The sequence below is a fragment of the uncultured Methanobrevibacter sp. genome, assembly GCF_902764455.1.
Lineage (GTDB): Archaea > Methanobacteriota > Methanobacteria > Methanobacteriales > Methanobacteriaceae > Methanocatella.
Genome location: NZ_CACWVY010000031.1, coordinates 1 through 18,953, shown reverse-complemented (window position 1 = coordinate 18,953; position 18,953 = coordinate 1). Strand labels below are relative to the sequence as shown.

The 18,953-nt window shown below is 32.9% G+C and carries 22 protein-coding genes, 1 tRNA gene and 1 pseudogene; 11 read left to right on the top strand and 13 right to left on the bottom strand.

Annotated features, from left to right (window positions below; all coding sequences use genetic code 11):
- Nucleotides 1-128 precede the first annotated feature (128 nt).
- Entirely contained in the window at nucleotides 129-899 is a 771-nt protein-coding gene (locus QZU75_RS09820) for a V4R domain-containing protein (RefSeq protein ID WP_296883382.1), read from the top strand.
- Here the strand turns inward: QZU75_RS09820 and cobI are convergent.
- Nucleotides 896-1,600, bottom strand: coding sequence for a precorrin-2 C(20)-methyltransferase (gene cobI / locus QZU75_RS09815; RefSeq protein ID WP_296883380.1), 705 nt, complete (start codon nucleotides 1,598-1,600; stop codon nucleotides 896-898). The two genes, QZU75_RS09820 and cobI, sit on opposite strands and share 4 nt — an antisense overlap.
- A 95-nt stretch (nucleotides 1,601-1,695) precedes the next feature.
- Here cobI and QZU75_RS09810 point away from each other — a divergent pair, with 95 nt between their 5' ends.
- A complete protein-coding gene (locus tag QZU75_RS09810; RefSeq protein ID WP_296883378.1) occupies nucleotides 1,696-3,525 on the top strand; it encodes a helicase C-terminal domain-containing protein in 1,830 nt (609 codons plus the stop codon).
- Here the strand turns inward: QZU75_RS09810 and QZU75_RS09805 are convergent.
- From QZU75_RS09805 to hpt, 8 genes are all read right to left on the bottom strand, one after another.
- A tRNA-Arg gene (locus tag QZU75_RS09805) sits at nucleotides 3,526-3,599 on the bottom strand.
- Between the two features lie 15 nt (nucleotides 3,600-3,614).
- On the bottom strand, nucleotides 3,615-4,610 hold the full coding sequence (locus QZU75_RS09800; RefSeq protein ID WP_296883377.1) for a topoisomerase IV: 996 nt from the start codon (nucleotides 4,608-4,610) through the stop codon (nucleotides 3,615-3,617).
- Between the two features lie 11 nt (nucleotides 4,611-4,621).
- On the bottom strand, nucleotides 4,622-4,933 hold the full coding sequence (locus tag QZU75_RS09795; protein WP_296883375.1) for a transcription factor S: 312 nt from the start codon (nucleotides 4,931-4,933) through the stop codon (nucleotides 4,622-4,624).
- 70 nt (nucleotides 4,934-5,003) lie between these two features.
- Nucleotides 5,004-5,426 carry an NUDIX hydrolase gene (locus tag QZU75_RS09790; protein WP_296883374.1) on the bottom strand — a complete coding sequence of 141 codons (423 nt, stop codon included), beginning with the start codon at nucleotides 5,424-5,426 and terminating at the stop codon, nucleotides 5,004-5,006.
- 28 nt (nucleotides 5,427-5,454) lie between these two features.
- A complete protein-coding gene (locus tag QZU75_RS09785; RefSeq protein WP_296883372.1) occupies nucleotides 5,455-5,733 on the bottom strand; it encodes a DNA-directed RNA polymerase subunit L in 279 nt (92 codons plus the stop codon).
- A gap of 14 nt (nucleotides 5,734-5,747) precedes the next feature.
- Entirely contained in the window at nucleotides 5,748-6,317 is a 570-nt protein-coding gene (locus QZU75_RS09780) for an exosome complex RNA-binding protein Csl4 (protein ID WP_296883370.1), read from the bottom strand.
- 152 nt (nucleotides 6,318-6,469) lie between these two features.
- Nucleotides 6,470-7,477 (bottom strand): diphthamide biosynthesis enzyme Dph2, encoded by a 1,008-nt coding sequence (dph2, locus tag QZU75_RS09775; RefSeq protein ID WP_296883368.1) that lies wholly within the window; start codon nucleotides 7,475-7,477, stop codon nucleotides 6,470-6,472.
- Between the two features lies 1 nt (nucleotide 7,478).
- Complete coding sequence (gene hpt / locus QZU75_RS09770; RefSeq protein ID WP_296883366.1) at nucleotides 7,479-8,048, bottom strand: hypoxanthine/guanine phosphoribosyltransferase; 570 nt, start codon at nucleotides 8,046-8,048, stop codon at nucleotides 7,479-7,481.
- Nucleotides 8,049-8,127: 79 nt separating this feature from the next.
- Here hpt and QZU75_RS09765 point away from each other — a divergent pair, with 79 nt between their 5' ends.
- The 9 genes from QZU75_RS09765 (at nucleotide 8,128) to QZU75_RS09725 (ending at nucleotide 14,846) form a co-directional block, all read left to right on the top strand.
- The gene (locus QZU75_RS09765; RefSeq protein ID WP_296883392.1) at nucleotides 8,128-9,477 is read left to right on the top strand and encodes a signal recognition particle protein Srp54; all 1,350 of its coding nucleotides are present in this window, start codon (nucleotides 8,128-8,130) and stop codon (nucleotides 9,475-9,477) included.
- Entirely contained in the window at nucleotides 9,470-10,687 is a 1,218-nt protein-coding gene (locus QZU75_RS09760; RefSeq protein ID WP_296883390.1) for a tRNA pseudouridine(54/55) synthase Pus10, read from the top strand. The genes QZU75_RS09765 and QZU75_RS09760 overlap by 8 nt, the downstream gene beginning before the upstream one ends.
- A gap of 5 nt (nucleotides 10,688-10,692) precedes the next feature.
- Nucleotides 10,693-11,160, top strand: coding sequence for a cyclic pyranopterin monophosphate synthase MoaC (gene moaC, locus QZU75_RS09755; protein WP_296883365.1), 468 nt, complete (start codon nucleotides 10,693-10,695; stop codon nucleotides 11,158-11,160).
- A gap of 69 nt (nucleotides 11,161-11,229) precedes the next feature.
- Nucleotides 11,230-11,391: a preprotein translocase subunit Sec61beta gene (locus QZU75_RS09750; protein WP_292743069.1), complete on the top strand. Its 162-nt coding sequence runs from the start codon at nucleotides 11,230-11,232 to the stop codon at nucleotides 11,389-11,391.
- Between the two features lie 51 nt (nucleotides 11,392-11,442).
- Nucleotides 11,443-12,267 (top strand): imidazole glycerol phosphate synthase subunit HisF, encoded by an 825-nt coding sequence (gene hisF / locus QZU75_RS09745; protein WP_296883364.1) that lies wholly within the window; start codon nucleotides 11,443-11,445, stop codon nucleotides 12,265-12,267.
- A complete protein-coding gene (locus QZU75_RS09740; protein ID WP_296883362.1) occupies nucleotides 12,264-13,178 on the top strand; it encodes a DNA glycosylase in 915 nt (304 codons plus the stop codon). Before hisF ends, QZU75_RS09740 begins: the two co-directional genes overlap by 4 nt.
- 356 nt (nucleotides 13,179-13,534) lie before the next feature.
- Entirely contained in the window at nucleotides 13,535-14,332 is a 798-nt protein-coding gene (locus QZU75_RS09735; protein ID WP_296883360.1) for a hypothetical protein, read from the top strand.
- A 3-nt stretch (nucleotides 14,333-14,335) separates the two neighbouring features.
- Nucleotides 14,336-14,554 carry a hypothetical protein gene (locus QZU75_RS09730; RefSeq protein ID WP_296883358.1) on the top strand — a complete coding sequence of 73 codons (219 nt, stop codon included), beginning with the start codon at nucleotides 14,336-14,338 and terminating at the stop codon, nucleotides 14,552-14,554.
- The gene (locus QZU75_RS09725; RefSeq protein WP_296883356.1) at nucleotides 14,532-14,846 is read left to right on the top strand and encodes a type II toxin-antitoxin system RelE/ParE family toxin; all 315 of its coding nucleotides are present in this window, start codon (nucleotides 14,532-14,534) and stop codon (nucleotides 14,844-14,846) included. Before QZU75_RS09730 ends, QZU75_RS09725 begins: the two co-directional genes overlap by 23 nt.
- 145 nt (nucleotides 14,847-14,991) lie before the next feature.
- On the opposite strand, the gene QZU75_RS09720 is transcribed toward QZU75_RS09725, so the two are convergent.
- From QZU75_RS09720 to QZU75_RS09705, 4 genes and pseudogenes are all read right to left on the bottom strand, one after another.
- The gene (locus QZU75_RS09720; RefSeq protein ID WP_296883354.1) at nucleotides 14,992-15,432 is read right to left on the bottom strand and encodes a hypothetical protein; all 441 of its coding nucleotides are present in this window, start codon (nucleotides 15,430-15,432) and stop codon (nucleotides 14,992-14,994) included.
- Nucleotides 15,425-15,880, bottom strand: a pseudogene (locus QZU75_RS09715) (DUF3990 domain-containing protein). The gene QZU75_RS09720 and the pseudogene QZU75_RS09715 overlap by 8 nt, the downstream one beginning before the upstream one ends.
- Nucleotides 15,881-16,068: 188 nt before the next feature.
- On the bottom strand, nucleotides 16,069-17,934 hold the full coding sequence (locus QZU75_RS09710) for an Ig-like domain-containing protein (RefSeq protein WP_394350239.1): 1,866 nt from the start codon (nucleotides 17,932-17,934) through the stop codon (nucleotides 16,069-16,071).
- A 28-nt stretch (nucleotides 17,935-17,962) separates the two neighbouring features.
- The coding region (locus QZU75_RS09705; RefSeq protein WP_296883352.1) for an Ig-like domain-containing protein at nucleotides 17,963-18,953 on the bottom strand (991 nt) is incomplete at its 5' end.

Genomic DNA, 18,953 nt, shown 5'->3' with positions numbered 1-18,953 from the left:
TTTTATTTTTAATTTACATTATGTTCATTATTTATAAATATTTTTAAACAAAGTCTTTTTTTCACTAGATAGATATATTTATTAACTCATTAATATTAAATATTATTATATATTCAGGAGATATCAGTATGAGTGAACAGAAGCCTATCCAGATTTTTTCAAATCCAGATGACAATATTGGTGTTAACGTAATCAAAAGTCCAGTAAAACTTACTATTCTAGAAATGTTAAGAGACAGAGATATGGAATTCGACGAAATAGTCAATAACACTGGAAAATCAAAATCAACAGTATCAGTTCATCTTAAAGGTTTACGGGAAACTGGTGTTATATCTTATAAAGTTAATCCGGCAGATAACCGGAAAAAAATATTCTATTTAAACTCAAAATATATAGGTTCTGTAGATGTTGTTGAGCCAAAAGAGATTGAAGAAACTCAGGCGGACTATTTAATCAAAAATCTCATTGAGGAAGATGAGGAATTTTCTACATTACTGTTCCACACATTAAAAGCAATGCTTATTCAGGAAGGAATTAATATAGATCCAATTTTACAGGCTACAGGCAACAGCATAGGTAAATCTCTTTTTGAAAAATTATATGATGAGGATTTGGATGTTTTTATGGAGAATATTTCTGATTTCTGGCAGAGAAAAGGTTTAGGAAAGTTAACATTTAAAATTGGTCAAATAATTAAAATTACTACCTATGATTGCTTTGAATGTAAATTTCTCCCAAAAACTGGAAAACCAGCATGTTTTTTAGATACTGGAATTCTTGAAGGATTATTTGGTGAATTTTTCAATCTCCCTGTTAGTGTTATAGAAATTCAATGTTATACTATGGGAGATGAAAAATGCGTATTTGAAATTGAACCGTTAGGTGTTAAACCTAGCTAATCATCCTTGAATTTTATTACTGTTGTTGTAAGATAAGGTTTTTCATCAGAAAAGCCTTCAATAATTTTTTCATTTTCACGGGTACAATTCTGTACGGAGTAAATATCTTTAGGTCTTTCTTTTTCTTCAATTGTTTTTTCCAGATTTGAAGTATTTCTTGAAGCCTTCATTAAAACGATTGAATCACTATATTCTATAACCTGTTCTACTCTTTTGTCAATTTTAGGAACGATTGTTAAGATTTGGTTTTGTTCTACCAGAGCTTCATTTCTGGCTGCAGCACATGCAGTAAATGATGTAATTCCCGGAACAGTTTCAATTTCATAATTTTCTTTCAATTTCTTTTGAATATATGAATATGTACTGAATACGGACGGGTCGCCAAGTGTGATAAAGGCAACATCCCTTCCGCTGTCCAAGTATTGTGAAATCATTTCAGAAGCACTTGTCCAGATTTTTTCGAGTTCATCTTTATCTTCAATCATTGGAAATATTGGTGTAACAAGCATTAATCTTTTATAATCATCTCTTTCTTCAAGTACTGGTCTAACTATAGATAATGCAATACTGTCTTTTTCTTTTGAAGATTTTGGTGTAAATACGACTGGAACTTCTTTTAATATTCTTGCCGCTTTTAATGTAAGTAATTCTGTATCTCCAGGTCCAACACCAATTCCATATAATTTTCCTTTTTCAGTCATATAATCACTTTTTATTACAATATTTTGATTTGAATATTACTTTTCAAATGCTCTTCCTATAATTTATTTATATTATACTAACTAATATATCTTTAATGTCAAATTCGATTTTTTGCCCAAATTGTGGTATGTTAAAAAGTAATTGTACTTGCGAAAATTCAAGTAATGCAAAATCAAAAGGTCCAACTAATTTATTTAGTTTTCAAAAGACTGTCAAGTCTTCCATATTGGATGATGAGATTCCTGAAGTTTATTCAATTGATAATCATAAGTTGGATGAGGGAACCGCTGCATATCTAAAGGAGATATATCCCCATATTGATGATGATATTATTGAAAATTTCCCTTTTAATGAGCCTAGATCCGGACAATTGGATATAATTCAAAATATCAGTGATGCAATCAAGCAGGGATATAAATATATCATTTTAGAGGCAGGTACAGGTACCGGGAAATCCGCAATAGCTACAACTCTTGCTAAAATGTATGAATCTGCATATATTTTAACAATGACAAAACAGCTGCAGTCCCAGTATTCCAATGAGTTTAGCTTTCCGCTTGTAAAGGGAAGGGGAAATTTCGCCTGTCTGAATTCAAATCTGGATGTAACCTGCGATATGGGTATGTGTAAAACTACTCCTGCTTCAAGCAATTTTTACTGTCCTTATGGTATTGCAAAAAATCCTTCACTGGATGCAGAGTTAGCTTTTGAGGATTCTTTCGGAGGGACTGTTTTTTATCAATCAGCCAATCACTGTCATTACTGGAATCAAAAGGCAAATGCAATTAATTCTCCAATAACATTAATGAACTATGATTATGCGATTATGGAGTTAAATTATGTCAAACATTTTGCTCCACGTTCCCTATTGATTTTGGATGAAGCTCATAATATTGAAAATAAACTGATGGCAACAATGGAAGTTACTTTGTATAACAGAACCCTTGAAAATGATATTAATAAGCACATTTCTCCTGAGACCTTAAAGGATGGTGAGCTTCCAGACTGGAAAATGGAAATAGAAGCTATTAGGGAAAGCTATGAAGAAATTGATTTAAAGGATGTTAAGAAAAATAAAGCCGATAGAATCAGATCCACCATATCCAGATTAAAAACCCTCAGCAATAATCTTGAAAAGGAACCTAAAAATTGGGTTATTGACGCTGAAGAAAGCGGCGTAACATTTAAGCCGTTGAGAGTACACCATTATGCTAAAAATCACCTGTTAAAATATGGTGATGTTGTAATCTTTATGAGCGCTACAATATTGTCACACAAGATGTTTTCAAAATGGTTGGGTCTAAACCCTAATGAAGTCTATCATATTAAAGTAGACAGTCCATTTACTAAGGAAAAAAGGCCGATTATTCTAAATTTAGCCGGAAAAATGTCTGCTAATAGGATAAAGAATACTGCTCCTAAAACCATTCCGATTCTTCAGGATATTCTTAAAAAACATGAAGGCGATAAAGGTCTGATTCATACTCACAGTTATAAGTGCCAGCAGTATATTCTCAATAATCTTTACAATTCCAGACTGGTTTCCCATACATCAAAAAACAGGGAGCAAATATTGAATTTCTTTGAAAAAGATGAAAATCCTCTTGTTTTAGTTTCACCGTCTATGAGTGAAGGTGTGGATTTGCCTTATGATAAGTGCAGATTCCAGGTTATCTATAAAGTGCCATTCCCGTATCTTGGAGATAAGCAGGTAAATATGAGAATGAAAAGGGATAAAAAATGGTATGCCTATAAAACAGTTATGACACTTATGCAGGCTTACGGTCGTGGAATGAGAGCAGAAGATGATTCATGTTACACATACATTATTGACAGTGACATCAACATGTTGTTTAAAAGTCCAATGTACAGGTCTCTTATTCCTGATTTCTTTAAAGAAGCGGTTGTTCGTATAAAAAATTAGCGGACCTGGAGGGATTTGAACCCCCGATCTCAGGATCCGAAGTCCTGCGTCATTCCAGACTAGACCACAGGCCCTAATAAAATTTATTCTTATTTTTCTTTTTTATTTTCACTATCAACAGAGACTATAGGAATGTCTTCAATATCTTCAACTTCAGCAAAAATATCATCAATAGACTCACCTTCGAGGACTACCTGTTCATATTCAATTTCTTCAATCTCTTCACTGGTTAGACCTTTTTTCTCTTTAGGTTTTTCTCGAGCAGGTGGAATTTGATCTAATTCTTCTTGAGTCGGTGGGGTTGATTTTTTTGGTTTGGATGGTTTTTTAAATTTATTTTTTAAATCCCCAAGATTGAATTCGCCTATTTTGTAAGATTCTTTGTCCAAAGGAATATTGCTTTTAGGGATTGCTTTAGGTGTATCTTCTTCTTTTTCTTTTTGTTTAGGAGTTGGTTTTTGTGGTTTATCACTTTCAACCGAATCCAAACTGTTTGACAGTCCTTGGAATGGATTTTTGAATCCGAAAATTTTAAACAATCCGTAAGCTAGTAAGATTAATCCAAATATTAGTAATATGACTGACATGAAATGGCTTTCACCAGATATGACATTGTCTATTACTCTATCACTGCGTGTAGAAAATTCATATGCTGAGAGGGCTAAGAGTAATAATCCCATTAATGTACTGATGACTGCAAGTATTGGTGTTCTGCCAATTTTTGCATTGATTATATTATCAAAGCTTTCATTTATGCCATCTGAGAAATCATCAAGTATATCTTCGCCTTCAGCAGAATTATCTTCCTCTGAATCTTTTTCTTTAGGAGTATTTATTATATAATTTTCATCAATAGGATTTTCTTCTAAATTAATAGCTTCTCCTTTATCTTCACTAGGGTGGTAGATAAATTCATCGTCGATTTCTAAATCATCACCGTCTCTACCATTCAGATAGTTGATTAATTCAATGTCTTCTTCGATGTCTTCGAAATTTTCTTCCTCATTGACATCCTCATCTGAGACATGGTCAATCATTTCTTTGAGATTTGAAATCCTATGCTCTTTTTCTTTAGAATCTTTCATAAAAATCCTCTTTAACTGTATTCTCTCCATTTATGTTTACATTTTTTACAAGTGAAAAAACGTGTAGGAGCTTCATCAGCACTACGGGTTTGTTTTAGCTCATAGGTAGCTTTGTCATGTCCGCATTTAGGACAAATTTCAGTAATGCCCGGACCCATATCAATATCTTCTCCAAGCATTTTAACAGTTTCTTCAGCTTCAACTTTCTTTGAAACTGCATAATCTTCATTATCATTTGATAAATCTTCTTTATATCCACAGCCACATTCTAATTTTCCATCTTTTGGAAGTAACATAGCTCCACATTTAGGACAAAATTCCATTTAACTCTCCCTCAATAAATTATATTTATATATTATTAAGATATTTTTTTTCAATTATTTAAATATATCATTATAATTTGTTTTTAATGGTTTTTAAACAATCTTTAATGATTTTTTCATGGTCAAATGCAAGTTTAATTTCATCTAACTTTTTTTCATTAAAAATTGATATGTCGCTTGCATCACTGTCTGCTTTTTTATCTTCAAAATTTCCTTTTGCAGTGTATGCTACTGTGATTGTGTGTCCTCTTGGGTCTCTGTCAGGCTTTGAATAAACATTAACTAAATCTATTAGTTCAACATCAATGCTGGTTTCTTCTTTTGCCTCTCGTATTGCTGCTGTTTCTACACTTTCACCGTATTCTACAAATCCTCCTGGGATTGCCCAGCAATCTTTATAAGGATCATTTTTTCTTTTGATTAAAATAAAGTTCAAATCATCATCAAAAATAAAGATGTCGGCAGTTATAGAAGGAATTTTATATTCGCTCATTAAATCACATAAAAAAAATAATTTGAAGCTATAAAGCTTCATCGATAAGTTTTTTAAAATCAGCACTTTCTTTTTGGAGTTCTTCTGCTGCTTTTTTCAATACAACTCTAGGTCTTTTTCCTCTTTTTGTTTTTATTGTCATTTCAGGTTTTCCAGTAAGAGGGTGATCGATATTGTAAACGGCATATTCAACATCTTCATCTTGCATCAGAAGGTGTCTTAAAGCATTGCAAACTCCGTGACTTTCATCATTTATACGAAATGTCAATTCTAAAGTTTTATCTTCAATAATTTCAATATTTTCCATATTATCAACCTTAATTAATCATTAACATAGTTTTTGGAAACTTTACGTTTCTCTTTTTTGTTACAGTTATTGCACTGAAGCTCATTTTGTTTTTTGGTAGTGTGCATATAATCTCTGCAACGTGTACACATTGCTTTTAGAACTCCACAGTCATCATCTACAGTACCTAAATCAACATTATCTCCAGTTATTTTAACTACTTTTGCTTGTATTATGTCGCCTATTCTGAAAGCATCAGATAATTTTTCGAGATAATCTTTTTTTGCTTGAGATATGTGGATAGCTCCCATATATGGTAGTGCTAATGGTCTTGCATTATCTTTTATACATTCTATATTAACATTAGCTCTTTGCGGTTTTATATCAGTTATTTGACCATATACTACATCTCCAACTTGTAATAAAGCTGGTTTTGCATCACTTTCAACAGAAATAACCTTCATTTTTTGATTAATTTTAACATTACCTAGTACAGATGCTTTAATGTCTCCATTATCATCGAATGTACCTTCTCCCGGGAGATATTGCTCAATTATTCCTAATTTTTCTCCAGGCATTACTATTTGTTCGTCTTTATTGCTCATATTAAAATCACCAAAATTAAAGATTTTATAAAATTTTCTTTAATATAATAATTTTATTTTAATTAATATTTAAAGCTATTCAAATTATTATTGAACTTGGGCCAATATTGCTTTCATACATGTTAAATGTATCTAAAAAAGAAAAAAGTTGGTTATTTTTGATAACGTTCATGGAATAGGATTTCATCCAATTGGTAATTTTCCCATTTCCTTTTATCTAAAACGATTTCCAGCTCTTGAGGAGTTAATAAAGGTTTTTTATACATTTGAGAATCATCAATTGCAATTCTTGGGCAGGCACTTACAACAAAGGCATCCAGTTCCATGTAAGGAAGTAAGATATCTGGATTGATGTTGTCTGCCAGGATGATGTATGCTTCCATATTGTGCTCTTCCAATATCTTTTTAAGTTCCTTTGCAAGAGTCATTCTGTATTGTCCTTCTTTTGAAGATACTATTATACCCCATTTTCTAGCTGTTTTTGCTTTTGTTATTCTTGCAAATCTTATTCTTAAAATCCTGTCTGCATATTCATCCATCTTTCGAATTTCACTGTTGTACGGATCTATTGCCAAAACGTCAACATTTGAAAATAATTTGATTCCAAGGGGGTGGAAATTTCCGCTGCCTATAAACAATATGATTTCAACGTCCAAATCTTTTATTGATGAAAAATTGCAGCCTAAAACCTGTCCTTTTCTTGTTGAGGCTGATGAACCTAAAATAACTTCCTTACCATTGTCTTCAAGATAATCCTTTATTTCATTTAAAAGGTGCAGATGCTGTGTTGTTGTTACAAGGCCAACTCTTGAGTAGTCCTTGATTTCCTCCAGACACTTTTTAAGGTCTTTTTTAACATCAATTTGTGAAAATGCTTCAATAAAAAGTGTCGGAACTTCATATTTTAATGGAAGTGGAGTGTGTCCGTAATGAACTATCAAATCAACGGACCCTTTCATTTTCCAGTCGCTTACATCACAGGCTCCAAAACAGGGGTCTCCTGAAATGATGACTGTGGCTTCTGTTTCATCTTCGATGGCTTTGGCTATTTTAACAGCCTGCATTTTCAATCCTTCAGGGAACTGAAGTCCAACTGTTTTAGCATTTTTGGAGTTGATTTTTCGGATTACCTTATCCAAATCCATATCATACATTGACATTTTAATCTTCGATTGTCTTTTCAATAACTACTTTTCCATCAACAACATCTAGTTTAATAAGGGATAACAATTTGTATCCTGTTTCCTTTTCAACTATTTCTTTTCCTTCTCCTTTTTCAATTACAGGAACAATAGATTTGATTTCAAGGCCCATATCTTCCAAAGTTCTAATCAGGGCAATCAGTGTTCCTCCAGTACTTACTACATCATCAATGAGCAGTATTTTTTCACCAGGGTGTAAATCGTTAATGTAAAGGTTTGATGATCCGTATCCTGTTTTCTGATAGACTTCTTTTTCTCCTTCAAGTCCGTATTGTCTTTTACGGATAACAACAAATGGAATGTCTGTTGCAAGAGATAATGCAGTAGCTAAGTGTATTCCCATAGCTTCTACAGCTACAATTTTATCCACGTCCAAATTGGCATGTTTATGAACCATTAAAGATAATTCACGTAACATTTTAGGGTTCATTGCAGGAACCCCATCACTAATTGGGTTTACAAAGTAATTATATTCTCCTTTTTTCACAATGGGTGATGATTCTAAAGATTTTTTTACTTCTTCTAACATAGTATCACACAAAAATTTAAAAGTTAATTAAATATAAATATATTTTTAATATAATTAAATAATTTTTCTAATTAAAGTGATTATCATGCTAGGAAATTTGGGAGATAATCTTACTAATACTATGAAAAAATTAGTGGGAATGTCTGTTATTGATAAAAAAACAATTAAGGAAGTTGTAAAAGATATACAACGTGCATTAATTCAATCAGACGTTAATATTAAACTAGTATTAGAATTATCTAAAAAAATTGAATCAAGAGCTCTTGAAGAGGAACCTCCTAAGGGTATCACTCCAAGAGAACATGTTATAACTATTATTTATGAAGAAATGGTAAACCTTCTGGGCAGTGAAGCCGCCGGTCTTGACATTAACGACAGGCCATATAAGATTCTGTTTCTGGGTCTTCAGGGTAGTGGTAAAACTACTACAATCGGTAAATTATGCAGATACCTGCAGAAAAAAGGTTTCAACCCTGCTGTTGTCTGTACAGACACATGGAGACCAGCCGCTTATGAGCAGTTAAGGCAATTGACAGAAGAAATGGATGTTCCTTTATATGGGGATCCTGACAATAAGGATGCACTTGATCTGGCTCAAAAAGGTTTGGAAGAGTTTAAAAATAGAAAAGTCATTATTTTCGATACTGCAGGAAGGCACAAACAGGAAGAAGACCTTATTGCAGAAATGGATGAGCTGGACAATATAATCAATCCTAATGAAGCTATTCTGGTTATTGACGGTACCATCGGTCAGCAGGCCGGTGAACAGGCAAGGGCATTTTCACAGGCAACCGACATAGGATCAATTATCATTACAAAATTGGACGGTTCAGCTAAAGGTGGGGGTGCACTGTCTGCCGTTGCAGAAACCGGAGCTCCAATTAAATTCATCGGTACTGGTGAGAGAATAGATGACTTTGAACTCTTTGATCCTGAAAGATTCATCTCAAGACTGCTTGGAATGGGGGACATCAAATCCCTTATAGAAAAGGCAGAGGAAAATATCGATGAGGATGTTGCAGAAAAAACCATGAACAACATGCTTACCGGTAAATTCACACTGATGGACATGAAAAACCAGTTTGAAATGATGAATAAGATGGGACCTATGCAACAGGTTCTAAACATGATTCCAGGTATGGGAAACAAGATTTCAAAAGAAGCATCCAAGATGACTGAAGACAAGATTGACACATATAAAATCATGATGTCTTCAATGACAGAAGAGGAAATGCTTAACCCTAAGATTATAAAACAGTCACGTATCAGAAGAATTGCCCGTGGTTCCGGCGTGGAAGAAAGCGAAGTAAAAGAACTTCTAAAATATTACAATAACACTAAAAAGACAATGAAAGGAATAGGAAAACGTGGTGGCCGTCTTGGAGGCGGTGCAATGAACCGTATGATGGGTCAATTTATGAATAGATAATATGTTTGAATTAGCAAGTAGTATTTTAGAAGAAACTGATGGTAAAATATGTAAAAGTTGTTTGGGCCGTAAACTGTCCAAGACAATTGAAGGAAACAACAATATCGAAAGGGCAGATAAAGTCTGTGATGAGCTTAACATCAATCTAGATGATGTGGACTGCGCAGTTTGCGATAATTTATTCGATAAGCTTGATGATGATTTATACTGCAAGATTGATGAAAAAATAAATCTTCTGGGTGTTGAATTCGACACCTTTTTAGTAGGTTCAAAAATAGATAAGGACATTCAAAAAAGGGATGAGGAACTTTCTGAAAAATTCGGTTTAAGCGTTGAAACCATTAAAAAGGAAGTCAACAGACTCATTGGTCTTGGAATATGGGAAAGATATGATAAAGAGGCGGAATTTGAAGCGCAGGATATTGTTTTTAACGTTGATTTAATCAATGAACCTAAAGTCAGAATTCAAATTAACCCGTTATATATAGAAGGAAAATACAATAAGCTGAAACGTGGAATTCCGCAAACCAAATGGCCATGCTCTAAATGTAAGGGAAGAGGATGTGAGGAATGTAATTTCACAGGAAAGCAGTATCCTGAATCTGTTGAGGAACTGATTTCCGAGCATTTTTTAAAATTAACTAAAGGAAGAGAAGCTAAATTCCATGGGGCAGGCCGTGAAGATATTGACGTTTTAATGTTGGGTTCCGGAAGGCCTTTTGTCTTAGAAATTAAAGAACCAAAAATCAGAAAACTTGATTTGGAAAAAATAGAGCAAGAAATCAATAAAGTTAATGAAGGTAAAACTGCTTATCATAATCTGCATGTATGTGAGAGGAAAAGAAAAGCAGAAATTAAGCAGTCCTCTCCGGATACATACAAGGTTTATAGAGCTCTTGTTAAATGTGATGAGGCATTTGACAAGGATAAATTGGAAGAATTAACTAAATTGAATGAAATTCATCAGCAAACTCCTTTGAGAGTATTGAGGAGACGCGCTGATAAGGTACGTATTAAGCATGTTCTTGATTTGTCCTACGAAATTATAGATGATACAAGATTCAGTATGCGTATCAAAACTGAAGGGGGATTATATATTAAGGAATTAATCTCCGGTGATGAAGGAAGAAGTCATCCGAATATTGGTGAAATATTGGGTGTTAATGCTATTTGTGAACAATTGGATGTAATTGAAGTAAGTGAGAAGTAGATATTATGGCAGATGAATTTACACATTTAACTGACAGTGGAGTACATATGGTTGAAGTTGGCGGCAAGCCTGATCAAAAAAGAAGAGCTATTGCCAGCGGCAGCATATTTTTAGATAAAAATACTATCAATCTAATTCAAAATGAAGAAATTAAAAAAGGAAACGTATTGACAACTGCTCAAATAGCAGGAATTCAGGCGGTTAAAAATACTTCCTCAATTATTCCGCTTTGCCATCCATTGGCATTGACAGGTATAGAGCTTGATTTTGAAGTTAAAGAAACTGAAATCATAGCCAGATGTGCAGTTAATACATTAGGCAAGACTGGTGTTGAAATGGAAGCTATTACTGGTGTCAGTGTTGCATTACTTACTGTATGGGATATGGTTAAGGCAGTTGAAAAAGATGATGACGGACAATATCCTGATACTAGAATAAGCGATATTAAAGTAATTAAAAAGGAAAAAATTTAAAGTATATATATGATGAAAAAAATAATTATATTCAGTTATTTTAATAAATTAATTTTATAGGAGATTACTATGGCAAAAAAAGATAATAAGATTTCTATGCCTCAAACTGGTGCAGGTTTAGTAAGATACTTTGATGAAGAAAGTTTAGGTCCAAAACTTTCACCTGAGCACGTACTTGTTGCTACTGTTATTTTAGCAATATTCTGTTTTGTTTTAAGGTACTCAGCTTAATATTATTGTTTTTTAAAAAACAATACTACTTTTTTTTATTAATTAGATATCATGTTAACTAAACGAATTATTCCTTGCTTAGATTGTGATTTGCAGGTTCCTGAAGGCAGAGTTGTTAAGGGTGTTGAGTTTAAAGAGATTAAATATGCCGGCAATCCGGTTGACCTTGCAACACGTTATTACGAAGAAGGAGCCGATGAAATTGTTGTTTTAGACATTACTGCTTCTCATGAACGAAGAGCTACAATGGCAGATGTAATTGACAGATTAACAGAAAACGTATTCATGCCGATTTGTGTAGGCGGAGGAATAAGGAAAGTTGATGATTACATTAAGATGCTTAGAGCCGGCGCAGATAAATGCTCAACAAACACTGCAGCCATTAAAAATCCGGAATTACTGACTGAAGCTTCCAAAGTCGTAGGTTCACAGGCTGTCGTCATTGGTATAGATGCAAAAAGAAGATATGTTGACCATCCTGACGACGTTCCTGACAAAACTGTTATAGAAACTGATAAGGGATACTGCTGGTTTGATTCAAGCATTTACGGGGGACGTGAATTTACAGGAATAGATGCGATTCAATGGGCTGTAGAATGTCAGGAACGTGGTGCAGGTGAGATTCTTCTGACCAGTATGGACGGGGATGGAACTCAAAACGGATATGATATTGAACTGAATAAAACAATCAATGATGCAGTTGACATTCCGGTAATTGCCAGCGGTGGTGTCGGAGAACCAAAGCATATTCTTGAAGTATTTCAAAAAACCGATGTTTCAGCAGCTCTTGCAGCCAGTATATTTCATTTTAACCAATATTCAATTCCTACAGTTAAAGAATATTTGAACAAAAATAATGTAGCTGTTCGATTATGATTATTAAATCCCCGATTGATTTGGAATTGACTCAATTGTCAGGCCAGACTTCACAGCCTCCATGGACAGAATCCTGCGGTACTTTTTCTAATATCGTTAATGTTAATGATAATCCTGTTATTTTTAATGTAAGACAATCCGGTGAATTTTTTGACTTTGATTTTGAAGGCAATATCTCTAAAAAAGAAGCTATTTCTAAATTAAGATACATTTATGATTTGGATTTTGATTTGGATAAATTCTATAAATATTTGGACAGTCATGGCGAACTTGCAGAAATGTCCAAATTCTGCAATGGATTGAGGCTTTTTTTGGCACATGATCCTTTTGAATGTGTTGTCTCGTCAATTTGTTCTGCAAATAATTCAATCAAAAGATGGACCAATTCGATTTCTCAGATAAAAGAGAAGTGGGGAAATCGGCACGGCAATTACTATACTTTTCCTAAAAGCAACGATTTATTAAATGTATACTTGGATGATGAAGATGAATTTAATTCATCAAATATTCAAGATATTTCAATGTGCAATAATAATCTTAAAAATTGCGGCGTTGGATATAGAGCACCTTACATGAGAATGGCATCCGAGATGTTTGCTGATGGAATTGACATTAATGAAATATTCAAAATGAGCTATGATGAGGCCTTTGAAACAGTTCTGGAAGTTCCTGGTGTAGGTCCGAAAGTGGCTGACTGCATATTGCTTTACGGATTCAACTTTAGGCAAGCTTTCCCCTCAGATGTATGGATAAAACGTATTGTTTCCCATTTGTATTTTGATGGAAAGGATATAAGCGTTGCCAAGGTTCGTGAATTTGGAATGGAAGAGTTCGGCAAAAATGCAGGTTATGTCCAGCTTTACATGTTCCACTATGCAAGAATGAGCGGTCTGATGAAAAAATTGAAATGAAGCAAATGGCCGATGTTATGTGAAAAATAATCAGAGGATTAAATATTTGAAACACTTTCATACCCATAACACAATCAAAGCGATAGACACATATAAATATCATTTTATAGGTTTTAAACATGTATTGTGTTTAAGATTTGTTGCATCAGATACCATTTATGATTTTCATATTTTTTTTTCATTTATATGGCGAATTTTTTTATCAATTCATTTTTTTGCACCGCAAAGTTTAAATAGGATGTTTTTCTCACTACAATTTTACAAAGTGGCTTCAACAACCTTTAAATATCTTTTAAAACATATTAATACCAATTCTAAGTATTTTTTTTGAAAATAACTTAAATAGGGTGAAAAATATGACAATAGCAATTTCGATGAAAATAAATGATGGAATTATTTTGGCAACTGATAGTTCCTCAACAATATTTGGGAAAAATGAAGATGGTATTGATGAGGTTCATCATACCTATTTTACTGCCGATAAACTTTTTAATATAAAAAAAGGTAGTCCAATTGGTGTTATGACATGGGGTGAGGGCAGTATTAATAATGAATCCATTTCAACTTTAATTAAAGATTTTCGAAAAGAATCAGCAAAAATAGATCATGTTTCTGTAATGGATACTTCATATTCTTTTAAAAAGTTTTTAGAAGAAAAAATAAGTAATGATGAAAGTATTGGTTTTTTGTTAGCAGGATATTCAAATGAAGGCAATCAGGAAATAATTTTAATAAATGTTGATTGTGGCAATGTTGAAAATCCTGTTGAACTTAACAAAGATGATCCATTGGCAGTATTATGGTTTGGAGATACTGATTTCATTACAAGATATCTATTGGGATTTGATGAAAGATTGTCAATAATTCTAAAAAATAATAATGTGGATGATGATGTAATTGAAGATATAATCTCTAATTGTAAAGAGGACCTTCAATTACCATTAGGAGTCCCTGCAATGCCTATACAAGATGCAATTGATTTAGTCAGATTCTTAGCAGAAATTTCAGTTAATTCATCACGATTTGTTCCAGGAGCACAAGTCATTGGCGGGCCTATTGATATTGCAGTTATTACAAAACATGAAGGTTTCAAATGGATTAGTAGAAAACATTATTATAATCAAAATTTAAATATTACAACAGGAGGAAATTGAAAAATGAAATATGGTGTTTCAACATTTAAAAATTCCTCACTAAGGCGTTTAAAGGATAAAAACACTACTTCTGTTGGTAGCGATGATTTAAATTTATCTTCATCAACATTAGGATTTACAAATGATGACTGTAATGATTATGTTGGCTTTTTAGAAGAAATGGATAAATTACGGGCTAAAGTTAGAAGTGGTGACTTAAGTGACTTCGAAGAGCTCAAATAGAATTTTCGTTTCTAAAGAGTATAGGGAATTTTTAGATGAATTAAAATTATCTAATCCTAAACTTTATGAACGATTATGTGATAAAATACGAGAAATTCGTTCTAATCCTTTTAAAAGCAAATTTAAGAATTTAAAAAATACTGATGGGTATAGGCGTGCAAGATTGGGAAAATTTCGTATTGTTTATTTTGTTGAAGGAAATAAAATTCTTATAACTCGTATTGGTCTTAGATTACATGTTTATAAAAGGAATTATACGGTTAACAATTTCACTATCAATGAATTTTATTAATTTTTTTTTTATTTATATTTCAATCAATAATTTCTATTAAAAATATTTAGGTTTATTAATTAGGGTTATATTCCATTTTCACAGTCATATCGTTAGGACTATAAATTACAGTTTATGATAATTAGGAGTTTTTGATGGTCATTTATTATGCAATTATGATTTTTCCAGCTTTATAACATTCTGCAAGGTATTGTCTTGATTGATAATATAAATCTGAGTTAAAATTTAGTATTTTTTCTGCTAACCATGATGAATACACTTCTCTTATTCCTCTAAAAATGTCTTTTTTATCATAAATGTCTTCAATTAGTCTTTCAAATACTTCTCCAATTTCCCAATAATCTGGAATGTTGTATTTGCATTTTGAAATAATATCAAACTTGCCTGTTGAAATATTGTTGCGGATTATAAAATCATTTGCTACTTTTTCAATCGGTTCGCAATGAAATACGTCTTCATAGTTATAGATCCTTTCTAAATCTTCGCCTAAATATTCGATTATGTCTTTTCTGTTATTTTTTGTTTGTCGTGAGATGAATTCGATTAGGCTGCAAGTATAAAATAAGGAGTTATTATTTTTATCCATAGACTTTCCTCGCTTCTTTAAATTTTATGGTTTCAAGTGCTTTCGGGGTGTTAAAGCAAATTTGATGAGTTGGATATCTGAATTTAACTAATGCCCAAAATGCCTCTCTGCTAATTTTTCCATCTTGAAATTCTTGAATGTAATTATAAATTGTATCATCTGCCATTGGACCTTCAACGATGTCCCAGTCATGAGGAATTCCACTTCTACAGGCGATTATGAAATCCAACTATTCTTCAGTCATTTTTTCAAATTTCAGAATTTTCAACGAATCGTTTGGATGATATTCATAAACATTGACAATACCTTCTCCAAATCGTGTTGCCCAACGGATTGCCTGTTGTTCCATAACTGTGAAGTAAAATCCAAAGTAAAAATCTTTATTGAATTTATGAATTCTAATTTCAGGCTTTTCAACGATTAATGTACTTCCATGATAAATTTCCATGTGTTTCAAGCCCCATTAATAATATATTTTTAATATTAAATTTGTTTTTATTAGTTAATAATTTTTTAGATGATTAATTACAAATTAATATGGTAGAAAATAATTTACATATAAAAAAAATGATTTTTTGGCATGAAACTTTATAAGGACATAAAAAAAGAAAAAGTTTAGAAGTGAAAGATCACTTCTTATTTAATTGTTAATTTTACGGTTTTGGTTACTGATTTATAAGTTTTATCACCAGCAAACTTAATTTTTGTAACAAACCTGCCTCTTTTAGTCAGTTTTGTAATTTTAAATGTTGCCTGACCTTTAGAATTAGTTTTTGCAACATATGTTTTACCATTGACTTTAAGAGTTACTTTTTTACCGGATTTCAGGTAAACTTTACCATTTCTAGAAGCACACTTACTAGTTTTTAAGGTAACAGTATATTTTTTGGTTTTAGTGGATGCCTTATATGTTTTTGCTTTTGCTGTGATTGTTATCGGTTTTTTAGCAAGTTTGAAATAAAATCCAACATGGGTTGCATTATATGTTTCATTTCCAAGATATGTTAAAGAACAGATATAGGAACCGGCAACCTGTGTACTTACACCAATAAATACAATACCGTTTTCATCAGTTGTTCTGTTGAGAAGCACTGTTTTATATGAGAACAATACCGGAGCATTAGCAATCGGTTTACCATTAGAATCAGTTAATTGGAAATGGAAAGTAGGTCCACGTTCACCAACGTTGAAATCAACTGCATAAGTGTTAATAATTAAATCTTCACTAATGTTGAACTGAGTAGCCAGAGTGATTGGGACTAGGCTGTCAAAGTTAATTGAAATATTTGTAGGAAGATATTTATAATCACCGGCATAATCAACAATAATTACAACGCCTTTATCTCCAAGCATGCTGAATGAACCGTTATTGTCAGTTACAGCAGTTCTTACAATACCATTAATCATATATGAAATATTAGCACCGGCAATTGCATTTCCATCATCATCCCTTAAAACAACACTGACAACTTTATCGTTTATTACAATGTCTGTAAATTCAGTGACTATTTTTCCAGGACCTGATTTCGCATTAAAGCTGGAAGAACCATATGCAGGGTCATGTGTTTCATCTCCAGGATAAACCACAACAACACTGTGATCACCAGCAGAAATGTTTTCTATGGAGATATTTGCACTGCCATTAATTAACTGTACAATTATTTCAGTACCGTCAATAATAACGGAGGCATTGCCTGTTGCATTATAAATTTCAACAGTGACATTTACATCATCACCCTCTTTAACATTATTTGGTACAATAATATTTACATCAGAGCTTTCTAAACCACTAACAATGAATGAAATCACAGTAGAGTTCTCATTAAAGTCATCGTCTCCCAGATAAACAGCGGTAACATCGTAATAACCTGGAGGGACAACGATATTAATAAAGGCTTTTCCATCAACAACTTTAGCGAAAACATCATAGTCATCTAAAGTGAATTTAACAAAACCTCCAGCATCCTTATTGACATTAACGGTCAAAGTAACATTATTTCTATCCAAAGCAACATCGGAAGTTATATTTGTGTTCTTTTTAATGTGTTCAACAACAGTAAACGCTTTTACTGTTGAATTAGGATTGAATTTACTATCACCGAGATATGTTACAGTGACATTATAATCTCCGCCTGGTAAAACAACTTCATAAACAGCTTTACCATTGTTAACAGGAATATATACAGCCTTACCATCAATATTGAATTCTATAAGGCCAGTTGCAAGAGGATTAACTTCAGCAGTGATTGTAACATCATTTTCAGCACTTACTACATCAACATTCAGGGTTGTGTTTTTCAGTCCGGCAACATTTTCAATAACTGTAAATGAAACAGAAGTGCTGTTAGCATTATAGTTGTCATCACCTAAGTATTTTACGTTGGCGGAGTATGTTGCAGGGCGGAAGTCATAAGTGAAAGTTGCTTTTCCGTTTTCAACAGGAAGCATGACTGTCTGACCTGAAATTTCAATAGTGACAAAACCGGTAGCGTTCTCATTAATGTCTACATCTATTGTTACTGTGGTTTGATTAACAGTAGAAACTGTTTTTAATGTGTCCTAGAACTTCAAAGCTTGCTGAAGTTGCATTAGGATTGAATTTGTCATCACCTAAATAGGTTACTGCAACAGTATATGTGTTTGCAGGTAAATTAAGATTATATATTGTTGCCTGACCGTTGTTAACTGCAAGGTATACAGCTTGTCCGTCAATATTAAACTCAATAAGACCTGTTGCCATTTGGTTTACAGTAGCAGTTATTGTCACATTGTTTTCCACAGTGGTTACATTTACATCAATTGTTGTATTTTTCAGTTCAGGAGATGTTTCAAATACTGTAAATGAAGTGGTTGTGGATGCATTATTGAAGTTGTCATCACCAAGGTATTTTACGTTGGCGGAGTATGTTGCAGGGCGGAAGTCATAAGTGAAAGTTGCTTTTCCGTTTTCAACTGGAAGCATTACTGTCTGGCCTAAGATTTCAATGGTTACATAACCTGTAGCGTTCTCAGAAGCTGCATTTATTGGTGTGTCTTTTTTAATGTGTCCTAGAACTTCAAAGCTTGCTGAAGTTGCATTAGGATTGAATTTGTCATCACCTAAATAGGTAACTGCAATGGTATATGTGTTTGCAGGTAAATTGATATTGTAGGTTGCTTGACCATTGTTTACTGCAAGATATACTGTTTTTCCTTCTATGTTAAATTCAATAAGTCCTGTTGCCTTTTGGTTTACAGCAGCAGTTATTGTCACATTGTTTTCCTCAGAAGTAACATTAATGTCAATTGTAGTATTTTTTAATTCAGGAGATGTTTCAAATACTGTAAATGAGACAGTAGTGGAAGCAACATTAAAGTTGTCATCACCAAGGTATTTTACATTGGCGGAGTAAGTTGCTGGGAAGAAATCATAGGTGAATACTGCTTTTCCGTCTTCAACTGGAAGCATGAATGTTTGACCTAAAACTTCAATGGTTACATAACCTGTAGCGTTTTCATCAACACCCACATCAATAGTCACA